The sequence below is a fragment of the Providencia sp. PROV269 genome, assembly GCF_028477785.1.
Lineage (GTDB): Bacteria > Pseudomonadota > Gammaproteobacteria > Enterobacterales > Enterobacteriaceae > Providencia > Providencia rettgeri.
In genome coordinates, this window is sequence record NZ_JAMPLV010000002.1 from 366,984 (window position 1) to 386,192 (window position 19,209).

14 protein-coding genes are annotated in these 19,209 nt (G+C 40.9%); 9 read left to right on the forward strand and 5 right to left on the reverse strand.

The genetic code is table 11. The features are described 5' to 3' along the window. Positions 1–101: 101 nt before the first annotated feature. The 7 genes from PR683_RS03120 to PR683_RS03150 all read left to right on the forward strand — a co-directional run bounded on the left by PR683_RS03120 (position 102) and on the right by PR683_RS03150 (position 9,722). Entirely contained in the window at positions 102–1,445 is a 1,344-nt protein-coding gene (locus PR683_RS03120; protein ID WP_123382020.1) for a radical SAM protein, read from the forward strand. Between the two features lie 10 nt (positions 1,446–1,455). Then, positions 1,456–2,145 (forward strand): TorD/DmsD family molecular chaperone, encoded by a 690-nt coding sequence (locus PR683_RS03125; RefSeq protein ID WP_109911290.1) that lies wholly within the window; start codon positions 1,456–1,458, stop codon positions 2,143–2,145. A 28-nt stretch (positions 2,146–2,173) separates the two neighbouring features. Further along, entirely contained in the window at positions 2,174–4,756 is a 2,583-nt protein-coding gene (locus PR683_RS03130) for a molybdopterin-dependent oxidoreductase (protein WP_210782621.1), read from the forward strand. Positions 4,757–4,769: 13 nt separating this feature from the next. Beyond that, entirely contained in the window at positions 4,770–5,312 is a 543-nt protein-coding gene (locus tag PR683_RS03135) for a DMSO/selenate family reductase complex B subunit (RefSeq protein ID WP_004264054.1), read from the forward strand. An 11-nt stretch (positions 5,313–5,323) separates the two neighbouring features. After that, positions 5,324–6,178: a dimethyl sulfoxide reductase anchor subunit family protein gene (locus tag PR683_RS03140; protein ID WP_272571253.1), complete on the forward strand. Its 855-nt coding sequence runs from the start codon at positions 5,324–5,326 to the stop codon at positions 6,176–6,178. 256 nt (positions 6,179–6,434) lie between these two features. Beyond that, positions 6,435–8,558, forward strand: a complete 2,124-nt coding sequence (locus tag PR683_RS03145; RefSeq protein WP_109911293.1) for a TonB-dependent receptor family protein — start codon at positions 6,435–6,437, stop codon at positions 8,556–8,558. A gap of 18 nt (positions 8,559–8,576) precedes the next feature. After that, positions 8,577–9,722 (forward strand): ABC transporter substrate-binding protein, encoded by a 1,146-nt coding sequence (locus PR683_RS03150; protein ID WP_109911294.1) that lies wholly within the window; start codon positions 8,577–8,579, stop codon positions 9,720–9,722. Between the two features lie 74 nt (positions 9,723–9,796). Here the strand turns inward: PR683_RS03150 and PR683_RS03155 are convergent, their stop codons facing one another. Genes PR683_RS03155 through PR683_RS03165 form a run of 3 tightly spaced genes read right to left on the reverse strand, consistent with a single transcriptional unit; the run spans position 9,797 to position 13,785 of the window. Continuing rightward, positions 9,797–11,617 carry a CocE/NonD family hydrolase gene (locus PR683_RS03155; protein WP_272568456.1) on the reverse strand — a complete coding sequence of 607 codons (1,821 nt, stop codon included), beginning with the start codon at positions 11,615–11,617 and terminating at the stop codon, positions 9,797–9,799. A 4-nt stretch (positions 11,618–11,621) separates the two neighbouring features. After that, positions 11,622–13,037, reverse strand: coding sequence for a YfcC family protein (locus tag PR683_RS03160; protein WP_272571252.1), 1,416 nt, complete (start codon positions 13,035–13,037; stop codon positions 11,622–11,624). 25 nt (positions 13,038–13,062) lie between these two features. Continuing rightward, on the reverse strand, positions 13,063–13,785 hold the full coding sequence (locus PR683_RS03165) for an IclR family transcriptional regulator (RefSeq protein ID WP_004910559.1): 723 nt from the start codon (positions 13,783–13,785) through the stop codon (positions 13,063–13,065). 464 nt (positions 13,786–14,249) lie between these two features. On the opposite strand from PR683_RS03165, the gene PR683_RS03170 reads away from it, so the two are divergent. Further along, complete coding sequence (locus PR683_RS03170; RefSeq protein WP_196719534.1) at positions 14,250–15,230, forward strand: Gfo/Idh/MocA family protein; 981 nt, start codon at positions 14,250–14,252, stop codon at positions 15,228–15,230. A 38-nt stretch (positions 15,231–15,268) separates the two neighbouring features. Here PR683_RS03170 and PR683_RS03175 read toward each other — a convergent pair whose 3' ends face one another. Further along, entirely contained in the window at positions 15,269–16,918 is a 1,650-nt protein-coding gene (locus PR683_RS03175; RefSeq protein ID WP_164529350.1) for an alpha-keto acid decarboxylase family protein, read from the reverse strand. Positions 16,919–17,042: 124 nt separating this feature from the next. Between PR683_RS03175 and PR683_RS03180 the strand changes: the two genes are divergently transcribed. Further along, positions 17,043–17,936, forward strand: coding sequence for a LysR family transcriptional regulator (locus tag PR683_RS03180; RefSeq protein WP_110731893.1), 894 nt, complete (start codon positions 17,043–17,045; stop codon positions 17,934–17,936). A gap of 69 nt (positions 17,937–18,005) precedes the next feature. Here the strand turns inward: PR683_RS03180 and PR683_RS03185 are convergent, their stop codons facing one another. Beyond that, positions 18,006–19,184 (reverse strand): calcium:proton antiporter, encoded by a 1,179-nt coding sequence (locus tag PR683_RS03185; RefSeq protein WP_110731894.1) that lies wholly within the window; start codon positions 19,182–19,184, stop codon positions 18,006–18,008. Positions 19,185–19,209 lie beyond the last annotated feature (25 nt).

Consider the following 19,209-nt stretch of genomic DNA (forward strand, 5'->3'; position numbering starts at 1 on the left):
CATTATAATGACAGTCTATTAATTGATTATTTACATTCTGAACCTAATTGAAAATTCACTGAATAATAGGAACTGTTTGCTCATAAATTGAAGGGAAATTTATGATCTATCCTATTACTGATAGAACAATATCGACAGTAAATAATCAAAAATTTAAGCGCTACGCTATTCGCTATTTGGATATCGAACAGCAAACACAGCAGGCAATCATAGAATATGGCCTTAATTTTGAAGCCCCTTTTGCACAGCAACATGAAATTGAGAAACTCAAACTAAGTATAAAGAATCATGGCGCAACTTTTGCCAATAATGGGAAGAGTATACATTGTAATTGGCTCTCGAGTGCTTGCGTGCAATGTCGTACGGGAGAAGGGAGTTATACGACATTTTTGTCATTAAAATGCCACCGCGATTGTTATTTTTGTTTTAACCCAAACCAAGAAAATTATCAGGGTTATCAACAGGAAATGCGTGATGCGATTGGGGAAATTGATGCAATTGCCGAGCAAGGTTACCCTCTGACCCATATCGCACTAACAGGCGGGGAGCCTCTACTTTTTCGCCAAGAAAGTATCGAATTTTTCCAAGCCGTCCAACAGAAATTACCTCAGGCTCATAGCCGTTTATATACCGCTGGTGACCCATTAGACCGTAATACCGCATTAGCTTTAGCGAAGGCAGGCCTACAAGAAATCCGTTTTAGCATCAAAATTGATGATTCAAAAGAACGCATCACCAAAGTTTTGTACCGCATCGCGTTAGCTCGTGAAATTTTTCCAGCGGTTATGGTGGAAATGCCGGTGATCCCCGGTACAGAACAGCAAATGTATCAGCTATTAACTCAGCTTGATGACATTGGTATTGATGGTATCAATTTATTAGAGTTTTGTTTCCCACTAACAAATAGTGAAGCGTATCAAGCTCGAGGCTTCGAACTTAAAAATCCACCTTATGAGGTGTATTACAACTATTGGTATGCTGGTGGATTGGCGGTTGCACAGAGTGAATTAGCTTGCCTTCGAGTGCTTAATTTTGCACTCGAAAATAAATTATCGCTTGGGGTGCATTATTGCTCTTTAGAAAATAAACATACGGGGCAAGTGTACCAAAGTAATGCTTTTTTTGAACACAATGAAAAAATATTAGGAAAACATTACTTCTTCTCTTCTCAAGATTATTTTTTTAAAAGCGCCAAAGTTTTTGGTGATGATTGTGAAAAGGTGGCGGTTTTACTGAAACAAACAGGCGTTTCTTATTATCAAGATTTGTTACATGGGTTTTTGCAATTTAACCCTGAAGCAATTTACTTATTAACCTCGCTAGACAAACTACCTATTGCGTTGACCTCTCACATTGTTGAGCCCGATGAACAGGGCAATCCTTTAATTAAAGAAGTGCAAATTGAACTCACTACACCCGCTGAATTTTTACTGACTGACTTGTAGGGATACATTTATGACTAATGACGACCAAATTTTAGATTTTCTGTATGCGCGTCAATTTGCTTATGACGTATTGCGGCGTTTGTTTATGGAAGAACCAACGCCAGAGTTATTAAGTTATTTGAGAGATTCAGGATTGCTGTTATTTCCCTGTGATGAAGCATTACCCGCGATGAGAAATACCATAAATGACATGCATAAAGACTTAAACAATAGGCAGCTAAAAGCCAATACTGAGGGTTTTGAAAACTTGCATTGGGATTTTACTCGCTTATTTATTGGCCCAGAAGCCCCGCCAGCAGCGCCATGGGAGTCAACTTATGTTTCCCGTGACAAACTGTTATTTCAAGAAAGTACCTCAGCAGTGAAATCCTTTTATGAACAGTATGGCGTTCATTTACCGGAAGGGGATAGGGAAGCCGCTGACCATATTGGTTATGAGTTAGATTTTATGTGGCATTTAAGCCTGCGTATTACTGAACTTATTGATAGCGAAAATGAAACCGTTGATTGGGTTAACGTAAACGCGTTGTTGCTCGGGTCTGCCACATTTTTAAATACCCATCTATTGGCGTTTATTACGCCATTTTGCCGCTCAATGCATAACCATGCAGACACATTATTCTATCGTCAATTAAGTTCATTAGTTGAGCTTTTCTTACGCAATGATATTAAAAAAATCAATGAATTAGTCAATTTATAATAATAAACAAAATGAAGAGGTAAGAGCAATGTCAGAAAGACAGAAAATAGCCTTGAGTCGCCGTTCATTTATAGCTTGGACATCGGCGGCATCAGTGATGGCTACGTTACCGCTGAGTAAGCAATTATATGCGGCAACACCAGAGGAAGAAAAAGCGGTTGAGCAAGCAACTGATGCGGTCACTCAAGGGAAATGGAAGCCCGTGGCCTGCTGGCATAACTGTGGTGGCCGCTGTGTTAATAAAGCATTGGTGGTTGATGGCGTAGTTGTTAGGCAAAAAACCGATGATGTAGTTGCGGACTCACCTGATTTCCCACAACAACGAGGTTGTTTACGTGGCCGTTCACAACGTAAACAAGTCTTTGGCGCAGATCGCTTAAAATATCCAATGAAGCGTAAAGGCTGGGCTCCCGGTGGTGGAGATAAAAGCTTGCGAGGCCGAGACCAATGGGTGCGCATCAGTTGGGATGAAGCATTAGATATTGTGGCATCAGAATCGAAACGTATTAAAGAAAAATATGGGAATGAATCGATTTGGATCACTGGCGGTAATGGTGTTGATATCCAAAACGTTTATGCGAAAGCCGGGGGATTTGTTGGCGATTGGGGAACAACCTCATGGGGGGCATGGTTTGAAACACCGGCGCATTTAGGGTTACTTGAAGGGTTTTATACTTTTGGTACCAATGACCGCTTTGATATGCGTAACTCCCAGTTAATCGTGATGTGGGGAGCAAACCCAGCGTGGAGCAGCCCTGGTAGCCCAACCTATAATTACTATCAAGCGAAAAAAGCGGGAGCGCGCTTTATTAGTATTGACCCAAGTTATACGACCACGGCAGAGTTAATGGATGCAGACTGGTACCCTATCAACCCCGGTACTGACCATGCTTTAGCTCTGGGTATCATGTCTGCGTTATTAGAAATGGATAGCCCTGACAACCCATTGATTGATTGGGATTTCTTACGCCGTTGTACGGTTGGTTTTGATGAAAATAATATGCCAGCAGGCGCTGACCCAAAAGGTAACTTCAAAGATTATCTGTTAGGCACCTACACGGGAGAGCCTAAAACACCAGAGTGGGCCTCTAATATTTGTGGTCTGTCAGCTAGCGATATTCGCAAGTTAGCGCGTGAAATCGGCGGCACTAACCGAGTCGCATTGCTTACCGGTTGGGCGCCTGCTCGAATCCATAACGGTGAAGGATGGGTGCAAGCATTCTCAACATTAGGCTTTATGACTGGCCATATGGGAAGGCCTGGTCGCATGACTGGGGTCAGCTGCCACTTCGCAGCTGGAAATAATGGCACGCGGCTCGTAATGGCCGGAGCAAGTGGGTTACCTTCAATCCCAAACCCGGTTAGCTTGAAAATTAATCACAATGAGCTTAACCGTGCATTATTAGAGAAAAGATTCCGCCAACGTGGTGTAGGGGATGTCGATGCAAATATCCAAATGATAATTCACCCGTTTAATGCGACACTGCAAACACGAGCTAATATTTCGCAAAGTGTTGAAGCTTATCGTAAAGATGTGGAACTGATTGTAACTGCAGCATATGTTCCACATACTTGTGCTAAATATTCGGATATCGTCTTACCCGTGACGACAGAGTGGGAACGAGAAGGAACCATATTAAATCCAAGTAACCGCGAAGTTATTATAGCTGCGGTGAATGTAACTCCGCCACTTTATGAGGCGAGAAGTGACCAGTGGATTGCCAAAGAAATAGGTAAACGTCTGGGGATTGATGTCGATGAGGTTTTTCCTGTTTCGGAAAAACAACAATTTTTTAATAAACTCAATGGCGCAACGATTATTGGTGAAGATGGTAAGACCACAGAGCCATTAATCACCATTACCCAAGCGGATATTGATGAATGGCAAGTAACAGGTAAGCCACAGCAAGGCCGAATTACCCTCAACGAATTTCTTACTGTTGGGAAATACCAAGTCAAGCGTACTTCTGGTGATAACTATGGTTATATTGCCTATGAAGATTTTATTCGCGACCCTCAAGCCAATCCACGACCAACACCGAGTGGTAAGTTCGAAATTTACTGCCAAACATTAGTCGAAAAAGCCGATGAATGTGGTTGGACGAAATTACCTCCAATTCCTGAATATATCCCATCCGCGAGCGGTTATGAGGCAAGTTTTAGCGACTTCTCGAAGAAGGAAAAAGGGGATTATCCATTCCAAATCTATAACCCACACTACTTACGTCGCTCTCACAGCACGCTTGATAACGTGCCTTGGTTGCGTGAACAGTGGCCAAGTCCAATTTATATCAATGCGTCTGATGCTAAACGTTTAGGTATTAAACACGGTGAAACTGTGTTGATAACGAGCCCACAGGGAAAAATTGTGCGTCCCGCATTGGTGACACAAACGATGAAGCCGGGTGTGGTGGCATTACCACATGGAAGTTGGACAAATGTTGATGAAAAAACAGGGATAGATATGGCGGGAGCCGACAATACGCTAACTATTCAGGTCCCTACAGGGCTTGGGACGTCAGGGTGGAACACGATGCTATGTAATATTGAAAAATGGCATGGAGACCAGCTAGTTCCAGATGCTGCAATTCCACAGCGTATTATTTTTTAGGGGGCAATAAGAAATGGATAAACAAGTTGGATTTTATATTAATGTTGCCACTTGCATTGGTTGTAAAACCTGTGTTGTTGCGTGTAAAGACAAAAATGATCTTGAGGTCGGGCGCAACTTTCGTCGTGTGTATGATATTGAAGTAGGTGAATATCCACGACCTCGGACTTGGCATTTGTCTATTGCCTGTAACCATTGTGATGACCCGCAATGCGTCAGCCATTGCCCTACTACCGCAATGCACAAACGAGAGGAAGATGGCGTTGTATTAGTCGACCATGATAAATGTGTGGGGTGCCGCTATTGCACATGGGCTTGTCCATACGAGGCACCTCAGTTCGATGCCAGTATTGGAATGATGACTAAGTGCGACACTTGTCTTGATCTTCGTGAAAAGGGCGGGAATCCAATGTGTGTTGATTCTTGTCCTATGCGTGCGATTGAATTCGGTCTAATTAGTGAGTTACGTAAAAAATATGGCTCGAATGCAGATATTGCAGGGTTACCTAGCTCAAGTATTACTAAACCGAACCTGGTTGTCGGTACAAAAGGATAAGGAGAATTATCATGCATGAATTTCCATTGGTGGTTTTCACCTTATTTATGCAAGCTTCTGTAGGGTGCTTGTTAGTTTCATTGGTGTGCTATTTTCGTGTACTTGAAGGCGGAAATAACCGACAAAGCGTCCAGTTTATTAAACTGCCTATTTTAGCAAGTTTTATTCTGGGCTGTGTTGGGTTGTTAGGCTCACTATTTCATATGGGTAACCCGCTACACATGTTTTACACCATGCTGCATGTGTCGACCTCATGGATGAGCCGTGAAGTGTGGGCGACGGCAATCTATATGGCGCTCTTGTTTTTCAGTATCGCACTGCTATTGCTTAAACAAAATGCGAATGCGTTGCTACTGCTGCTGAGTGCGTTAGCCGGTATTATCTATATGTACGCAATGTCAGCATTATACACTAATACCTTGTTTAACTTATGGAATGGGTTATTTACCTACGCCAGTTTCTTTGGTGCGGTATTATTGCTTGGTGGTGTGGTAGCGGCATTGTTACTGGTAGGTTCTTTACGTCGCCATGGCAAAGAAGAGCAATTAAAACGTGTGGTCAAAATTGCGCTAGGTATGGGTGTTATAGGAATTTTACTCATGTTTCTGGGCGCATTATCTCTACTAGGGAATATGGGAGAGCCGATTTATATGGGAATGACGCCACGTGAACTCCCTGATGGTTTAGTGAACTTAAGTATTGTTAGAATCATACTTATTGCATTAGGGGTATTGTTTGTTGGTCGTTTACTGTGTCAAAAAAATGGGCACAATGTGAATGCAACATTCGTGATGTCACTGGCAACACTCTGTATTTTTATTGGCGAGGGAGTTGGTCGGGTAGTGTTTTTCTCACTAGGCGGTTAGTTCTTATTAGAAGTAAAATATTATCTGTTTTGCTTTTAACCATATGATGTCGTTAAGTAATATGCTCCGAGGGGAAATTTTCCCTCGGATTTTTTAGTTTTCTTCAGTTCTTTTCATTCTAAATCAAAAACAATAACCCTTTATATAATAAGGAATTAAGCTAGAGTAATTTCAAAATAAATAGTAAATTAAGTTGATTATCTGTAAGATTCTAATTATCATTATTGCTCTTAATCTCCTTTGTTACGTATTCCTTATGAATTTAAAAACTAGCAAACTACTCATACCATTAGCAATTTCAGCTACATTAGCGCCTTATTATGTTTTCGCTGTTGATAATTCAAGAAATGATCAAATTACAGTTACAGGTAATTGGCTTGAAAATACTGAAGATGGTGAGGTGGTATTTAATCACCCAGGTGCTCGAACAGTAAGATCTCAACAGCAAATTAAAGAATCGGGCAGTGAAACCATCGGGGATGCTTTAAAAGGGATCCCAGGTGTGCAGGTACGCGAAAGTAATGGGACAGGGGGGAGCGATGTTTCCTTAAATGTAGGGGTACGAGGGTTAACCTCACGTCTTTCACCGCGCTCAACGATTTTACTCGATGGTATGCCATTAGCCGCTGCGCCTTATGGTCAACCTCAATTGTCGATGTCACCATTATCACTAGGTAGTATTGAATCTATTGATGTGATCCGTGGAGGGGCTTCTGTGCGTTATGGGCCACAAAATGTGGGTGGTGTAATTAACTTTGTGACTAAGCCTATTCCAAAAGACTTTTCTGGGGGTGTTTCGTTACAAACTCAAGGAGCTAAAACGGGTGGGTTAAAGACATTGGTGGATGCGTCCGTAGGGGGCTCAAAAGCGGATGATTCAGCGGGAGCGCTATTGCTGTACTCAGGGTTACACGGGCAAGGCTACCGTAAAAGCAACGATAATACTGATATTGATGACCTGATTTTAAAAACCCGTTATGCCATAACAGATAACGACGAACTACTGGCTAATTTTCATTACTATCATGCGATGTCAGGTATGCCTGGAGGGTTGACTCAAGCGCAATATAATGCGGACCCTTTCCAATCAACACGGCCTTATGACCGTTTTGAAGGCAATCGACAAGATATGTCATTGAAATACAAACATGAAGAAGATGACAAGCAATTTGAGTTAATGACATGGTTTAGTAAAAGTTATCGGGGTAGTTACATAGAAAGTGAGCATAAAGATAAAGCGAATGAAAGGCGTTTAGTTTCTTACCCTCGCCACTATACCGCTTATGCCATTGAACCGAGTTATTCGCAATTATTCCGTTTTAATGATATTTCACACGAAGTGACAGTGGGGTATCGCTATTTAAATGAGACCGCAGACGAAAAAGCTTACCGTTCAAATTGGTACCAAACGGGTACTCAAAGTTCGCGGCCGAGTACCAATGATTATTATCAACACACATCGGGTGGAACAGAAGCCCATGCGATTTATCTTGATGACACTATTGATGTTGGCAACTGGACAGTGATCCCCGGGATCCGCTATGAGAACATTAATATTCATTTAAATGATAGTTTTAAAAACCAAAATAGAAGTAAGCGCTATAGCGAACCACTTCCTGCGCTGGCCGTGATCTATCATATTGATGATGAATGGAAGCTATTTGCCAATGCGAGTACGTCATTCGGCAGTTTACAGTACTTTCAATTGAATACTAAAGGGGTTGGGAATTCCCCTGCGAATGGGTTAAGTGCAGAAAAAGCCCATAACTACGAAGTGGGGACTAAATACGATAATACCGCGCTATCCCTTGAGGCGACCTTATTCTATATCGATTTTGATGACCAACTGCTTTATGTTGAAAATACAACGGGTTGGACAAATTTGGGCGCCACAACTCACCAAGGTGTGGAATTGGCGGCAAGGTATAACCTGTCTGACCTGAGCGATAAATTGGATGGTATCAGTGTATACAGCACCTATACCTACACGAAAGCGGTTAGTAAAAAAGGTGACTTTGCCCATAAAGATTTACCGTTTTATTCACGACAGGTCTTTACCGCAGGTGGCCGTTATGAAACGGGAAATTGGGTATGGAACTTAAATACCTATGCGCAATCTACCCAAGAATCGCCAGGAACATCAAGCCATTATGTAACAAAACCCAGTGCGGATGGTCGATACGGAACAATCCCCGGTTATATGGTATGGGATGCACGAGGTGAGTACCATTTTGGTAAAAGTTTATCTGATTTAACGTTATCTGCTGGTATTAAAAATCTTTTTGATCAAACCTATTTTACACGTTCTACGGATAATAATTATGGTATCTATGTGGGGCAGCCAAGAACTTACTATGTTCAAGCATCCGTAAAATTTTAATAAATACAAGGCAAAACAATGATAATGAGAAAAATTATCAATATATTCGTGCTGATTCTTGGCGTAGTTAGCCTACTATTTTCGACTAGTAGCTTATCCGCACCTATCACGGTGACGGATATAGCGGGTAGGGACGTAACCGTGAATGCGCCGGTATCTCGAGTGATGCTGGCAGATAGCCGCGTTTTGGTTGCGCTGAATATATTACATCCACAAAATCCACTAAAAGGGATTATTGCTTGGGATGATGCGTTAATAAAAAAAGCGCCTGACCTGAGTGTGGCTTATAGTAAAAAATTCCCAGAATTAAGCAAGATCTCTGTTTTCCCAAACCCGTATACAACGGACTTTAGCGTTGAGAAAGCGTTGGTTGCACAGCCAGATTTGCTCATTTTTGATATTGGCTTAAAGAGTAAGCTCACAGAAAGTGGCACTCTATCATTATTGGAAAAAAGTGGCTTACCTGTGATTTTTATCGATTTTAGACAATATCCACTGAAAAACACCCTGCCGAGTATGACGTTATTGGGCCAAGTATTTGGTGAGGAACAACAAGCGCAAGCATTTAATCAGTTTTACCAGCAAAAGTTAGACTTAATCCGTTCAAGAGTGGCTAAACTTAGTCAAGAGCAACGTCCAAGCGTATTTATTGAACGAGCCGCTGGTATCCAAGGTGAAGATTATTGCTGTAAAACGTTTGGTAATGGCAATTTTGGTGAATTTGTTGAAGCAGCTGGTGGAAATAACCTAGGTTCCCAATGGTTCAGTATTGGAATGGGGGGAGAAATCAGTGAAGAACAACTGATTCACAGCAACCCGGACTACTATTTAATGACGGCAGCAGATTGGGATAACACTCGTAAAGGTAGTGCTTCTGTGCCATTAGGATATACCGGAAATAAACAAACTTCTTTGGCTAGGCTGAATAAGCTAATGGATCGCCCTAAATTTCGTTCATTATCTGCCTTCAAAAACAAACAAGTATTGGCACTCTATCAGCAATATTATGATACGCCATTTAATATTATTGCGGTGGAAGCAATTGCAAAATTCATCCACCCTGAGCTGTTTGCAGACCTTGATCCGCAAGCAGATAGCGATTACTTACATAAAACGTTCACTGCCTTAGAAGGTGATGGTGTGTTTTGGGTTCAAGCGGAATAATTATCTTCTCATGTAGCCCGCTTTAGCGCTGTTGGCAGCTAAAGTGGGCAAATAGTTTATTAGCTAATAATAGTTTAAGCCTCGTTGATCACCGGCAAAATAATTTTTGACGGGTGCTCACTAGAAAAATGTAGGCTATTACAGGCTATTTTCCACGTTCTGTCACCTGCGATAGTTTTACCTGTATTTGTATTGAAGTCATACTTAGGGAAGTTGCTACTAGAAATATCTAATCGGATACGGTGCCCTTTTGCGAAACGATTTGCACAGGCAAAGGGCTTAATTTTCACTTCGACAATTTCATTGGGTGTTAATAATTCCTTTTTCTCATATCCATGCCGAAAACGGCAGCGAATAATGCCATCTGTAATATTCATGGCATAACCTTGTGGGTAATCGGCACTAGGTGGGTAAACATCAATAAGCTTTGCAGTAAAATCCGTATCTAAAGCATCACTACTGATCCAAAGCGACACCTCTATTTCACCAGCTAAACAGACATCTGTTTGTAATTCTTCGGTTTCGAAAACTAAGACATCACAACGGGCAGAAAGAGGTAGGTTATTTTGTTTACTACCAAAAAATTGCGGTAATTCACGTTGGTTAAAAGCTCCTCCCCAAAATATCGGTTGGCCTGAAGTTAAGGCGCCGCCAATGGTAGGGACTGGGTGCTTAGGGTCATAACAATAGGATATTGAGGCTGTTTTAGTGTAGGGGTGAAGAGATAATTTGTTATCTGGCCACAAATAATATGCAGTTTTTTCAGTATTTGCTAAAGGCCATTGATGGCAGTTAAGCCATTTTCCACCATGCTCTATACGCCCTTGTCGGTTACGTTTACCGCTTCCACCACCCATCATAAATATCGTTACATCTTCATGATTGTTTTTGGAATTTTCATTTTTTAAGTGGGCTTCAAACCAGTTCAACCGGCAAGAAAGCCAACTTTCACTGACATTGTTATCAAATGCGGCGATATCACCGAACTCTGCGTCACCGCTATGCGTGATATTGCGGTCACCATGGAGCCAAGGGCCCATGATTAATTTTTGAGGTGATTGTTTTTTAGTAACAAATGCATGATAGTTATCTAATGTTGAACTGACATAGGCATCATACCAACTGGACATGAATAATACTGGGATATCAGGTATTTGATCATAATAGCCTTCAGCATAGATGCCGATTTTCTGCCAATAATCGGAAAAACACTCTTCTTCCCATTGTTCAAATAAATACGATTCATATTCAGGGACGTGTTTAAGCAATGTTTGTCCTTGATACCATGGCATTGTTGTGAACCACTCATGGATATTTTCTTGTTCGAGTGCAGCTAAAATATCAGGAGATTGCTGGGCGAGTGGGCTTAGTTTAGCTTGTTTAAATGCCCAAGTTGCTTGTTTGAGTTCAAAAGCGCCTCCTTGACGGATCCCACATTGATAGGCGTTGGCAAATCCACCGGAATCCAGCACCATCGTGTGTAAGCCTGGTGGGTTTAGACACGCCATTGCTAATTGTGTATGAGCGGCATAAGAGAGGCCCATTGAACCTATTTTGCCATTACACCAGGGTTTTTCCATAATCCATTGTAATGTATCAAAACCATCCTCGGCTTCATTAATATATTTTGTGAACTTTCCTTCGGACTCATAGCGTCCACGGCAATCCTGATACACAACAATAAAACCATACTCATTGAAGTATTTCGCCATTTCTTGGCGTGTTATTTGCTGGCCTGATACCGTTTTTTCCGAACGAGAAGGTGCGCTTTTATCATAGGGGGTTCGCTCTATAATAACGGGAAAAGACGTAGCTGATTGAGTTTGTGGAAAGTAAACATCGGTAGATAGCATTATTCCATCACGCATTTTTATCCGGTAATTCTTCATATCCATTTTATTAATACTCTATGGTCACGGCGATAGTCAGTAAGCCGATACTGATTGCCATAAAAATTAAAAATAGCGGTAAAATATACTTCGCCCAAGTAGTCCAACTTACGCCTGCCGTAGCTAAGAAGATTAATAACCCACTGGATGTTGGTGTGATCATGTTAGTCAGCCCATTACCCATTAAAAATGCAAAAACGGTTGTTTGAGGAGAAACACCAGAAATTTCACCAACGGGGCCTAAAATTGGCATTGTGACAGCGGCTTGCCCAGACGTTGATGGAATGGCAATGTCTAATAATAGTTGAGAAATAAACATGCTATATGATGAAACATAAGGACCGTGATTACCGACTAGTCCAACTAATTGATGAATAATGGTATCGAGAATTTTACCTTGAGAAAGAATAATTTCGACCGCAGTCGCTAACCCAATTAACACTCCTGCGATAAGGACTTTTTTCATTCCACTGACAAATGCGTTAGCAGCAGCACTTGCGGTTAAACCACTAAAAAAAGTTAAAATGACACTTAAGAATAAATAGTAAGCAGATAAATCATTATTTTTCCAATGCCAGCGATTAGATGCATAGACTAAAAATGCAACACCGATAGCTAAGACAATTAACATAAGTTTATGACGATGGGTTAATTGTGTGGTTTGATTATGTTCTTCAACCACATAGCTTGTGAGTGTCGTTTTACGAATACTATAGAAAATAAATAAAATACCGAGTGTAATAAAAATAAGGTACGCTGCAATCCGCATACTTAAACCACTAAAAACCGGTAGACCAACAAGCGGTTGTGCGATAGAAAGTGCATATGGATTGGTGATGGAGGCGAGGTATCCTACCTTAACCGCAATCGCTACAATGGCAAGCCCAATAAGTTCATTCAACCCAACGCGTTTCACTAAGGCAATAACCATGGGAATAACCAAAAGATACTCTTTGGCTAACCCCATAAAGGTACTTCCCATGGAAAATACAATCATTAAGAAAGGGATCAACAAATAGATATTGCCTCGGGTGACGTGAAGCAACCGTTCTAACCCTGATTCTATTGCCCCTGTTTTATTGAGAATTCCAAACATTCCTCCGATGAATAGAACCATATAAATAAGCGGTGATTGTTTAACAATTCCTTCGGGGATCGCTTTAAACAGTTGAGGTAAACTGACGGGAGCGGCAGTACCTTCTGCTGATTTTTCAGTACCTAATAATTGCTCTAACGTAATGTCTTTAGTGATAGTTTGGTAAGAGTCCGGAATGACTTTTTTACCATCGCGCTCATATTGGCCTGAATTAACAAAATAAGTCATTAAAAAGGCAATGATAACAATAGTTAACATTACTAAAACTGGATTCATTTGCCAGCCTGGTGGTGACGATGGAGTTTGTATAGTGTTGTTTGTTGGTTGCATGGTGTTGTCTCTTTTATTGTATTAATTATGAGTCGTAACCGAGCTGCCTTGATATGCGTAAAGCAGACAGAAGCAGTTGTTCAGTCATATCTTGTTCTTTTTCATCAGAAAAACGGCTTAGTGGTAAGCTAATGCTCAGTGAAGCAATGCATTCCCCGTGTTGTGAAAAGATAGGTGCGGCAATAGCACCGATACCTGCGGTTAATTCGCCTCGGGTAATGGCAAAACCTTGTGAGCGTATGGTGGCAATTGATTTTTCAATTGAGGGATTCTTTTCAATAAAATGTGCTTGAACATCTTTAGGGGAGTAAGCCAATAGTACTCTACCTGACGCTCCAGATCCTAACGGCCGGCGATTGCCAGCTTCACTGCGTACTTGAAGTGATTGCCCTGATGGCTTATGAAGAACTTGTAAAATTTCACCGTTGTCACGTATACGCATTTGAATGTTTTCATCAAAACGTTGACGGAGTTGCTCTGCTTCAACTTCTGCGACTTGGATATAGTTTATTTGCTGGCGAGCGCAATTCCCCAAGCTTAATAATTGATGGCCTAAATGATAGGTCACTGGGTTTTCATTTTTTTGCACGAAATGACGGTTTTCTAACGTGCATAATAAACGGTATACCTTGGATTTATTCATGCCAGATAAGCGTGCAAGTTCACTTAATCCAAGATTGTTTTTTTCACCTAATAGCATCAATAACAATAAAGCATCATCAACGGCAGTGACAATATTCTCTTTCATCTTAACCTCGGTTGGTTTATACAGTAAACCATTGGTTTATTTGATAAAATTAGCATGGAGAATAATAAAAAATGATTCAAGAGAGTTGTTAATAAATTGTGATGTGAGTTAGGGTTTTAAAAAGGTTTATGTCAGTGAAAAAAAGAAAAATGAAATATTTATAAGATAAAACAATTGGTTATATAAAACGTAAAATGAGAGAGTTTTGCTGACAACGTGAATAGAAATTATTGTAAATGGGAAGCTAATCGTCATTTATGGCGGTTATTTGGTTCACCTAGTGAAATTGGCTCGTACATCAGTAATAAATAAAAGAACCTCCAGTGAAAAAATGTGTCATTTTTATTGAATTTTTAAGGAGAAAATACGGGAATGGCAGAGATTATCAAAAAGCATCGAAGATATTTCTTAAATAATGAGCCTTATGGCAAAATGAAATTCACTTTTCTTAATGGATAATAGAGATGAAACTAGCGCTGGTTGGTTCTGGAAAAATAATCATGTCGGCTCTTGATGCTTTAATACAGGTGCAAGGGATAGAGCTAGTCGCACTGTGTGTTCGGGCGGAAAGTATTGAAAAGGGACAGGTTATTTGCCAACAATTCGGTATAGCAAAGTTGTATACTGATTATCAAAAGTTGTTACAAGACCCTGATGTTGAGGTGATATACATAGGTTTGCCAAATCATTTACATTATCAGTATACCTTTGATGCATTGATGGCTGACAAACATGTGGTATGCGAAAAACCGTTTACACCAAATTGGCAACAGTTACAGGCGTTAATTTCCATTTCACAGACTAGGGGGCTTTTTTTGTTTGAAGCCATTACGTCTATTCATACCCCTGAATTTCACTTTATCAAGCAACACATTGATAAAATAGGTGAAATCAAAGTGATTCACGGTAATTATTCCCAATATTCAAGTCGATACAATGACTATTTGCAAGGCCGTATTCATGCTGCTTTTGACCCACAGCAAGCAGGCGGTGCGCTCTATGATATTAATTTATATAACATTTATTTGTTATCAGCCTTGATGGGAGCACCCGATAGTAGCCACTATATTTGTAATAAAGGATTTAATGGAATTGATACATCAGGGGTACTAACGGCCCATTTTGAGCGTTTAGTTGCATCTTGTGTGGGAGCGAAAGATTCGGCGAGCCCCGGTTACTTTATTATTCAAGGCACCAAAGGGCATATTCGTATCACTGGAGCCCCAAGCCTTTGCCAGTCAGTCGAGGTTTGTATTGATGGGGAAATATCCAACGTATCTCGGGATGCAACAATCAATCATATGGTCTATGAGTTTGCATTCTTTCGTGAGCAAATTGCTAGTAAAAACCATGCTAAATGCGATGAATTGCTTGAATTAGCATTAATTGTCTCAAAAATATTGCACCAATCACGAAACGATGTAGGGCTGGTATTTACATCATAAAGACATTGGCAGCGCAATGGCTGCCATAATTTGTCAATTTAAAATGAATATAAAGATGCTACTGATTTACCAAGTTTTTCTGCAAGCTCAGATGCGGCATATCTATCCATAACTACCTCAATATAGGCCGCATGGTTCGATAGTTCGGCCTGCTTAATCGCATTGTCTAATTCATTGCAGTTGGTTACACGCTGACAATACCAATCATTACAACCTAATGCGGCGGGGAGCTGTGCATAATTCCATTGGGGTAAGTCGTTGTAATAGGCTTCAGGATTTTTACACAGAAGTCGTTCAATTAAATAGCCATCATTATTTAGGACGAAAATAATCGGTTTTAAACCAAAGCGGGCAAACTGGCTAATCTCTTGGGCCGTGAGTTGGTGAGAACCTTCCCCAGTCACTAAAATAACTCGCTTCTGTGGCTCTGCAATTGCTGCACCAAAGGCTGCGGGAGTGGCCCAGCCGATAGATCCCCATAATGTTTGGTTGTGAAATTGTGCATTTTCAGGTAATAAAGCAAAACCTAACCCCATAGATGCTGTTCCCGTTTCTGCAATAATAATGTCGTCCTTACGGAACATTTTTTCTAGGCGAGGGTACAAATATGAGGCGGTAATTTGGCCATTTTCACCTTGCTGCGGTGATCCTAATCCTTGAGCTTTGAGCCCGGCATGGTTAAGTGAGGGCGCAAGTTCTTTTAATTTATCTAACACATCTTTCATCAATACATTCGGGTAGATAGCGGAACCCACTTTCACATGGTCAGAAAGAATGTTAATACAGCTTTCAGGGGCAATCGTTGCGGTAAAGCTGCCGGTGTTGAAGTCCGTTAATACTGCACCGATCCCCATAACACAGTCACAGCTCTCGACGAATTCTCGCACATCAGGGTTCATTAGTTTTCCATTATAAATCCCCATATATTGAGAGTTAGATTCGCTTAATACCCCTTTATCCATAAACATGGTGGCATAAGGTAGGCCAGTTTTCTGAATAATAGCCTCAACATCAGTCGTTAAGCCGAAACGAGCCGTTAAAATCCCAGGAATAATACAGGCTTTTGTACTCGATGTGAGTTTTTCAACAATAGCGGTAACCGCAGCTGATAATGACTTGCTATGACTTTTATTTATAGTGATAGTTTCAGGTGTTTCATCTGCTTTAATTGGCATAACAGCATAGTCAGAAGGGAAACCTAAATAAACGGGTCGAGATTCTTGTAAAGCGGTTGTAATTAAACGTTCTGTTTCGGCAATACAATTTTCAGGCGTTAAAATAGCGTGAGCACAGCTTAAATGTTGGCTCATTTGATAAAACACATCGAAATCACCATTTCCTAGGGTATGGTGAACTAAACGGTGTTTTTTTTGAACTCCGCTTGCTGGCATACCAACAAGATGAAAAACGGGAAGATGTTCGGCATAAGCGCCAGCAATACCATTTAAGGCACTGAGTTCGCCGACACCAAAAGTGGTTGATAACGCTGCGGCACCTTTCACACGGGCATAACCATCCGCAGCATATGAGGCATTGAGTTCATTGCAGTTGCCAATCCAGCGCATATTTTCACTTTCACATACTGCATCTTCAATAGGGAATGCGTAGTCACCAGCAACACCAAAAATATCGTGAATACCGATTTGGTAAAGTCTATCTAATACGTATTCGATAACCGTCTTATTCATCATGCTGATCTCCATTAATCGTCTAGCTTATAGTTCTAAGTTGAATTATTTTTATCGTTTATTATGCTTTAAAGGAAATCACTTAAACTCATTCTATCTATAACTAAAAATTATAGGGGGCGAAATGGACATTCGTTCATTACGTTATTTTGTTGAAGTTGTGCAGCTCAATGGTTTTAGCCGCGCGGCAGAAAGTTTATTTGTAACGCAACCAGCGGTTAGCCGTAGTATTAAAAAATTAGAAGATGAACTTGGTTATACTTTGCTGATTAGGGAAGTCGATGGCGTTAAATTAACGGAGGAAGGGGATATTTTATTGGCTCATGCTAGACAAATTCTTTCACAATTTGGCAGTATGAAAAAAGCGTTACTGGAAAGGTCAGGCCCTATATCTGGAGTACTACCCGTGGGGCTACCACCCGTGATAGCATCGACCTATTTTGCTGATATTATTATGGCTTTTAGCCGACGTTATCCACAGGTGGAACTGAAAATTCTTGAGTTGGGTACACGCAAAATGCGAGAGGCAATGCTAAATGGTGAAGTTGAAACTGCCGCCGTGATGTTACCTTTTGCTGATGACCGCTTTGAAGTACACCCTTTTTCAACCGACCGATTAATGCTATTGGTTAGCAACCAACATCCACTTGCAATACGTGAATTTGTTAAATTTAGTGAAATAGCCGATGAGCCTTTTATTTTCTTTTCTGATGATTTTCTAATTAATGAACTTGTTGTTAGTGCTTGCGGTGTTTATGGTAAAAAACCCACTATTTCTGGGCGTAGTAGTCATTTAGATTTGGTGACAGCCATGGTAAGAGCTGGGGTAGGGATAACGCTACTTCCGGACAGTATGTGGCAGAACACCAGTTCAGTGGGGGTATCTGTTATTCCAGTTATTGAGCCAATATTGGCTTACGACATTGCTTTAGCGACAGTAAAAAACCACCATCAAAGCCGTCGTGCACAAGCATGGCATGATTTGGCTTTGGATATGTTAAGAATAAGGAAAGTGTGAGCGAGGCTAACATAAAATTTGATACCCAATCGAGTATTTTCTTATGCAGCCTTCACGTTTTGTCAGCCACTACGGATAAAATAGAATAAGCCCAAATACAGCAAAGATGGCAAGGTGTATCCAGCCTTGAATGGGAGATGTTTTCTGACCATTAAATGAAAGCATAGTCAGTAACATGGTGATTGCGAATAAAACAATTTCCGCGTTAGAAATCCCCATAATGACTTGTTTACCGGTAATAATGCCGATAATTAATACTGCTGGCACAGTTAAACCTACCGTTGAGACAAATGCGCCTTGGCAAAGGTTTATCGCTCGTTGCATTTCATTATTCATTGCCGCTTTTACTGCTGTGATTGATTCAGGTGTAAATACGATAATGGCGATCAGGACACCACCGACTGCTGCTGGTGCTCCTAAGGCTTCAATTCCGTAATCAGTCACGATGGCTAAATAATGCGCAAGTAACACAATAGGGAGTATCAGCCCAATTAACACACAAGAACGAATAATAATCGTTTTTTTGTTTGACTCAGCGTGGTTATCTTTCTTTTCGACATTATTGTCTGCCAAAGCATCGCTAGCTGAAATGTATTGTTCTGGGACATTCATCAGCCCTTTAGGCGGCTGGATAAAAAATCGTCGGTGACCTCGCATCTGCATCCACAAGAAAGCACCATAGATAAGTATAGTAATACCTGAAATACCAATGGCTTGCGTATGGGAATACTCCCCTTGGCTAGAGGTATAATTTGGTAGGATTAACGCTAAACCAGTCAGTAATACGATCATTGAAAGATAACTGTTGGTTCCTTGCGTATTATATTCTTGTTCACCATTTCTAGCTGAACCTGCGAGTAAGCAGATACCTACGACGAGGTTCATGATAATCATCATCACGGCGAATATGGAATCACGCCCAATAGTTGGAAAATCACCGGGACCTAGTAGAACCGAGGCAATAAGAATGACTTCAATTAAGACAATAGATAAAGTCAGGATCAGCGTTCCGTATGGCTCACCCAATTGTTCAGCAAGATGGTCAGCCTCTTTAACGACACCAAAGGAAGCGGTGAGAATTGTAATGAACAGCAGTAAAAAAATCCAAGTTGCACTAAATGCAGAAAGACTGTCATTAAGTAATGTTTCGCCACTTAAAATAAAGAAAATGACGACTAACCAAGAGCCGATTAACCGGCTCCAAGTTGTTAACGGGATGAGTGGACTATTGAAACAGAAGCGCCCCATATTGTTTTCCTTTAGAAGAAAGGGC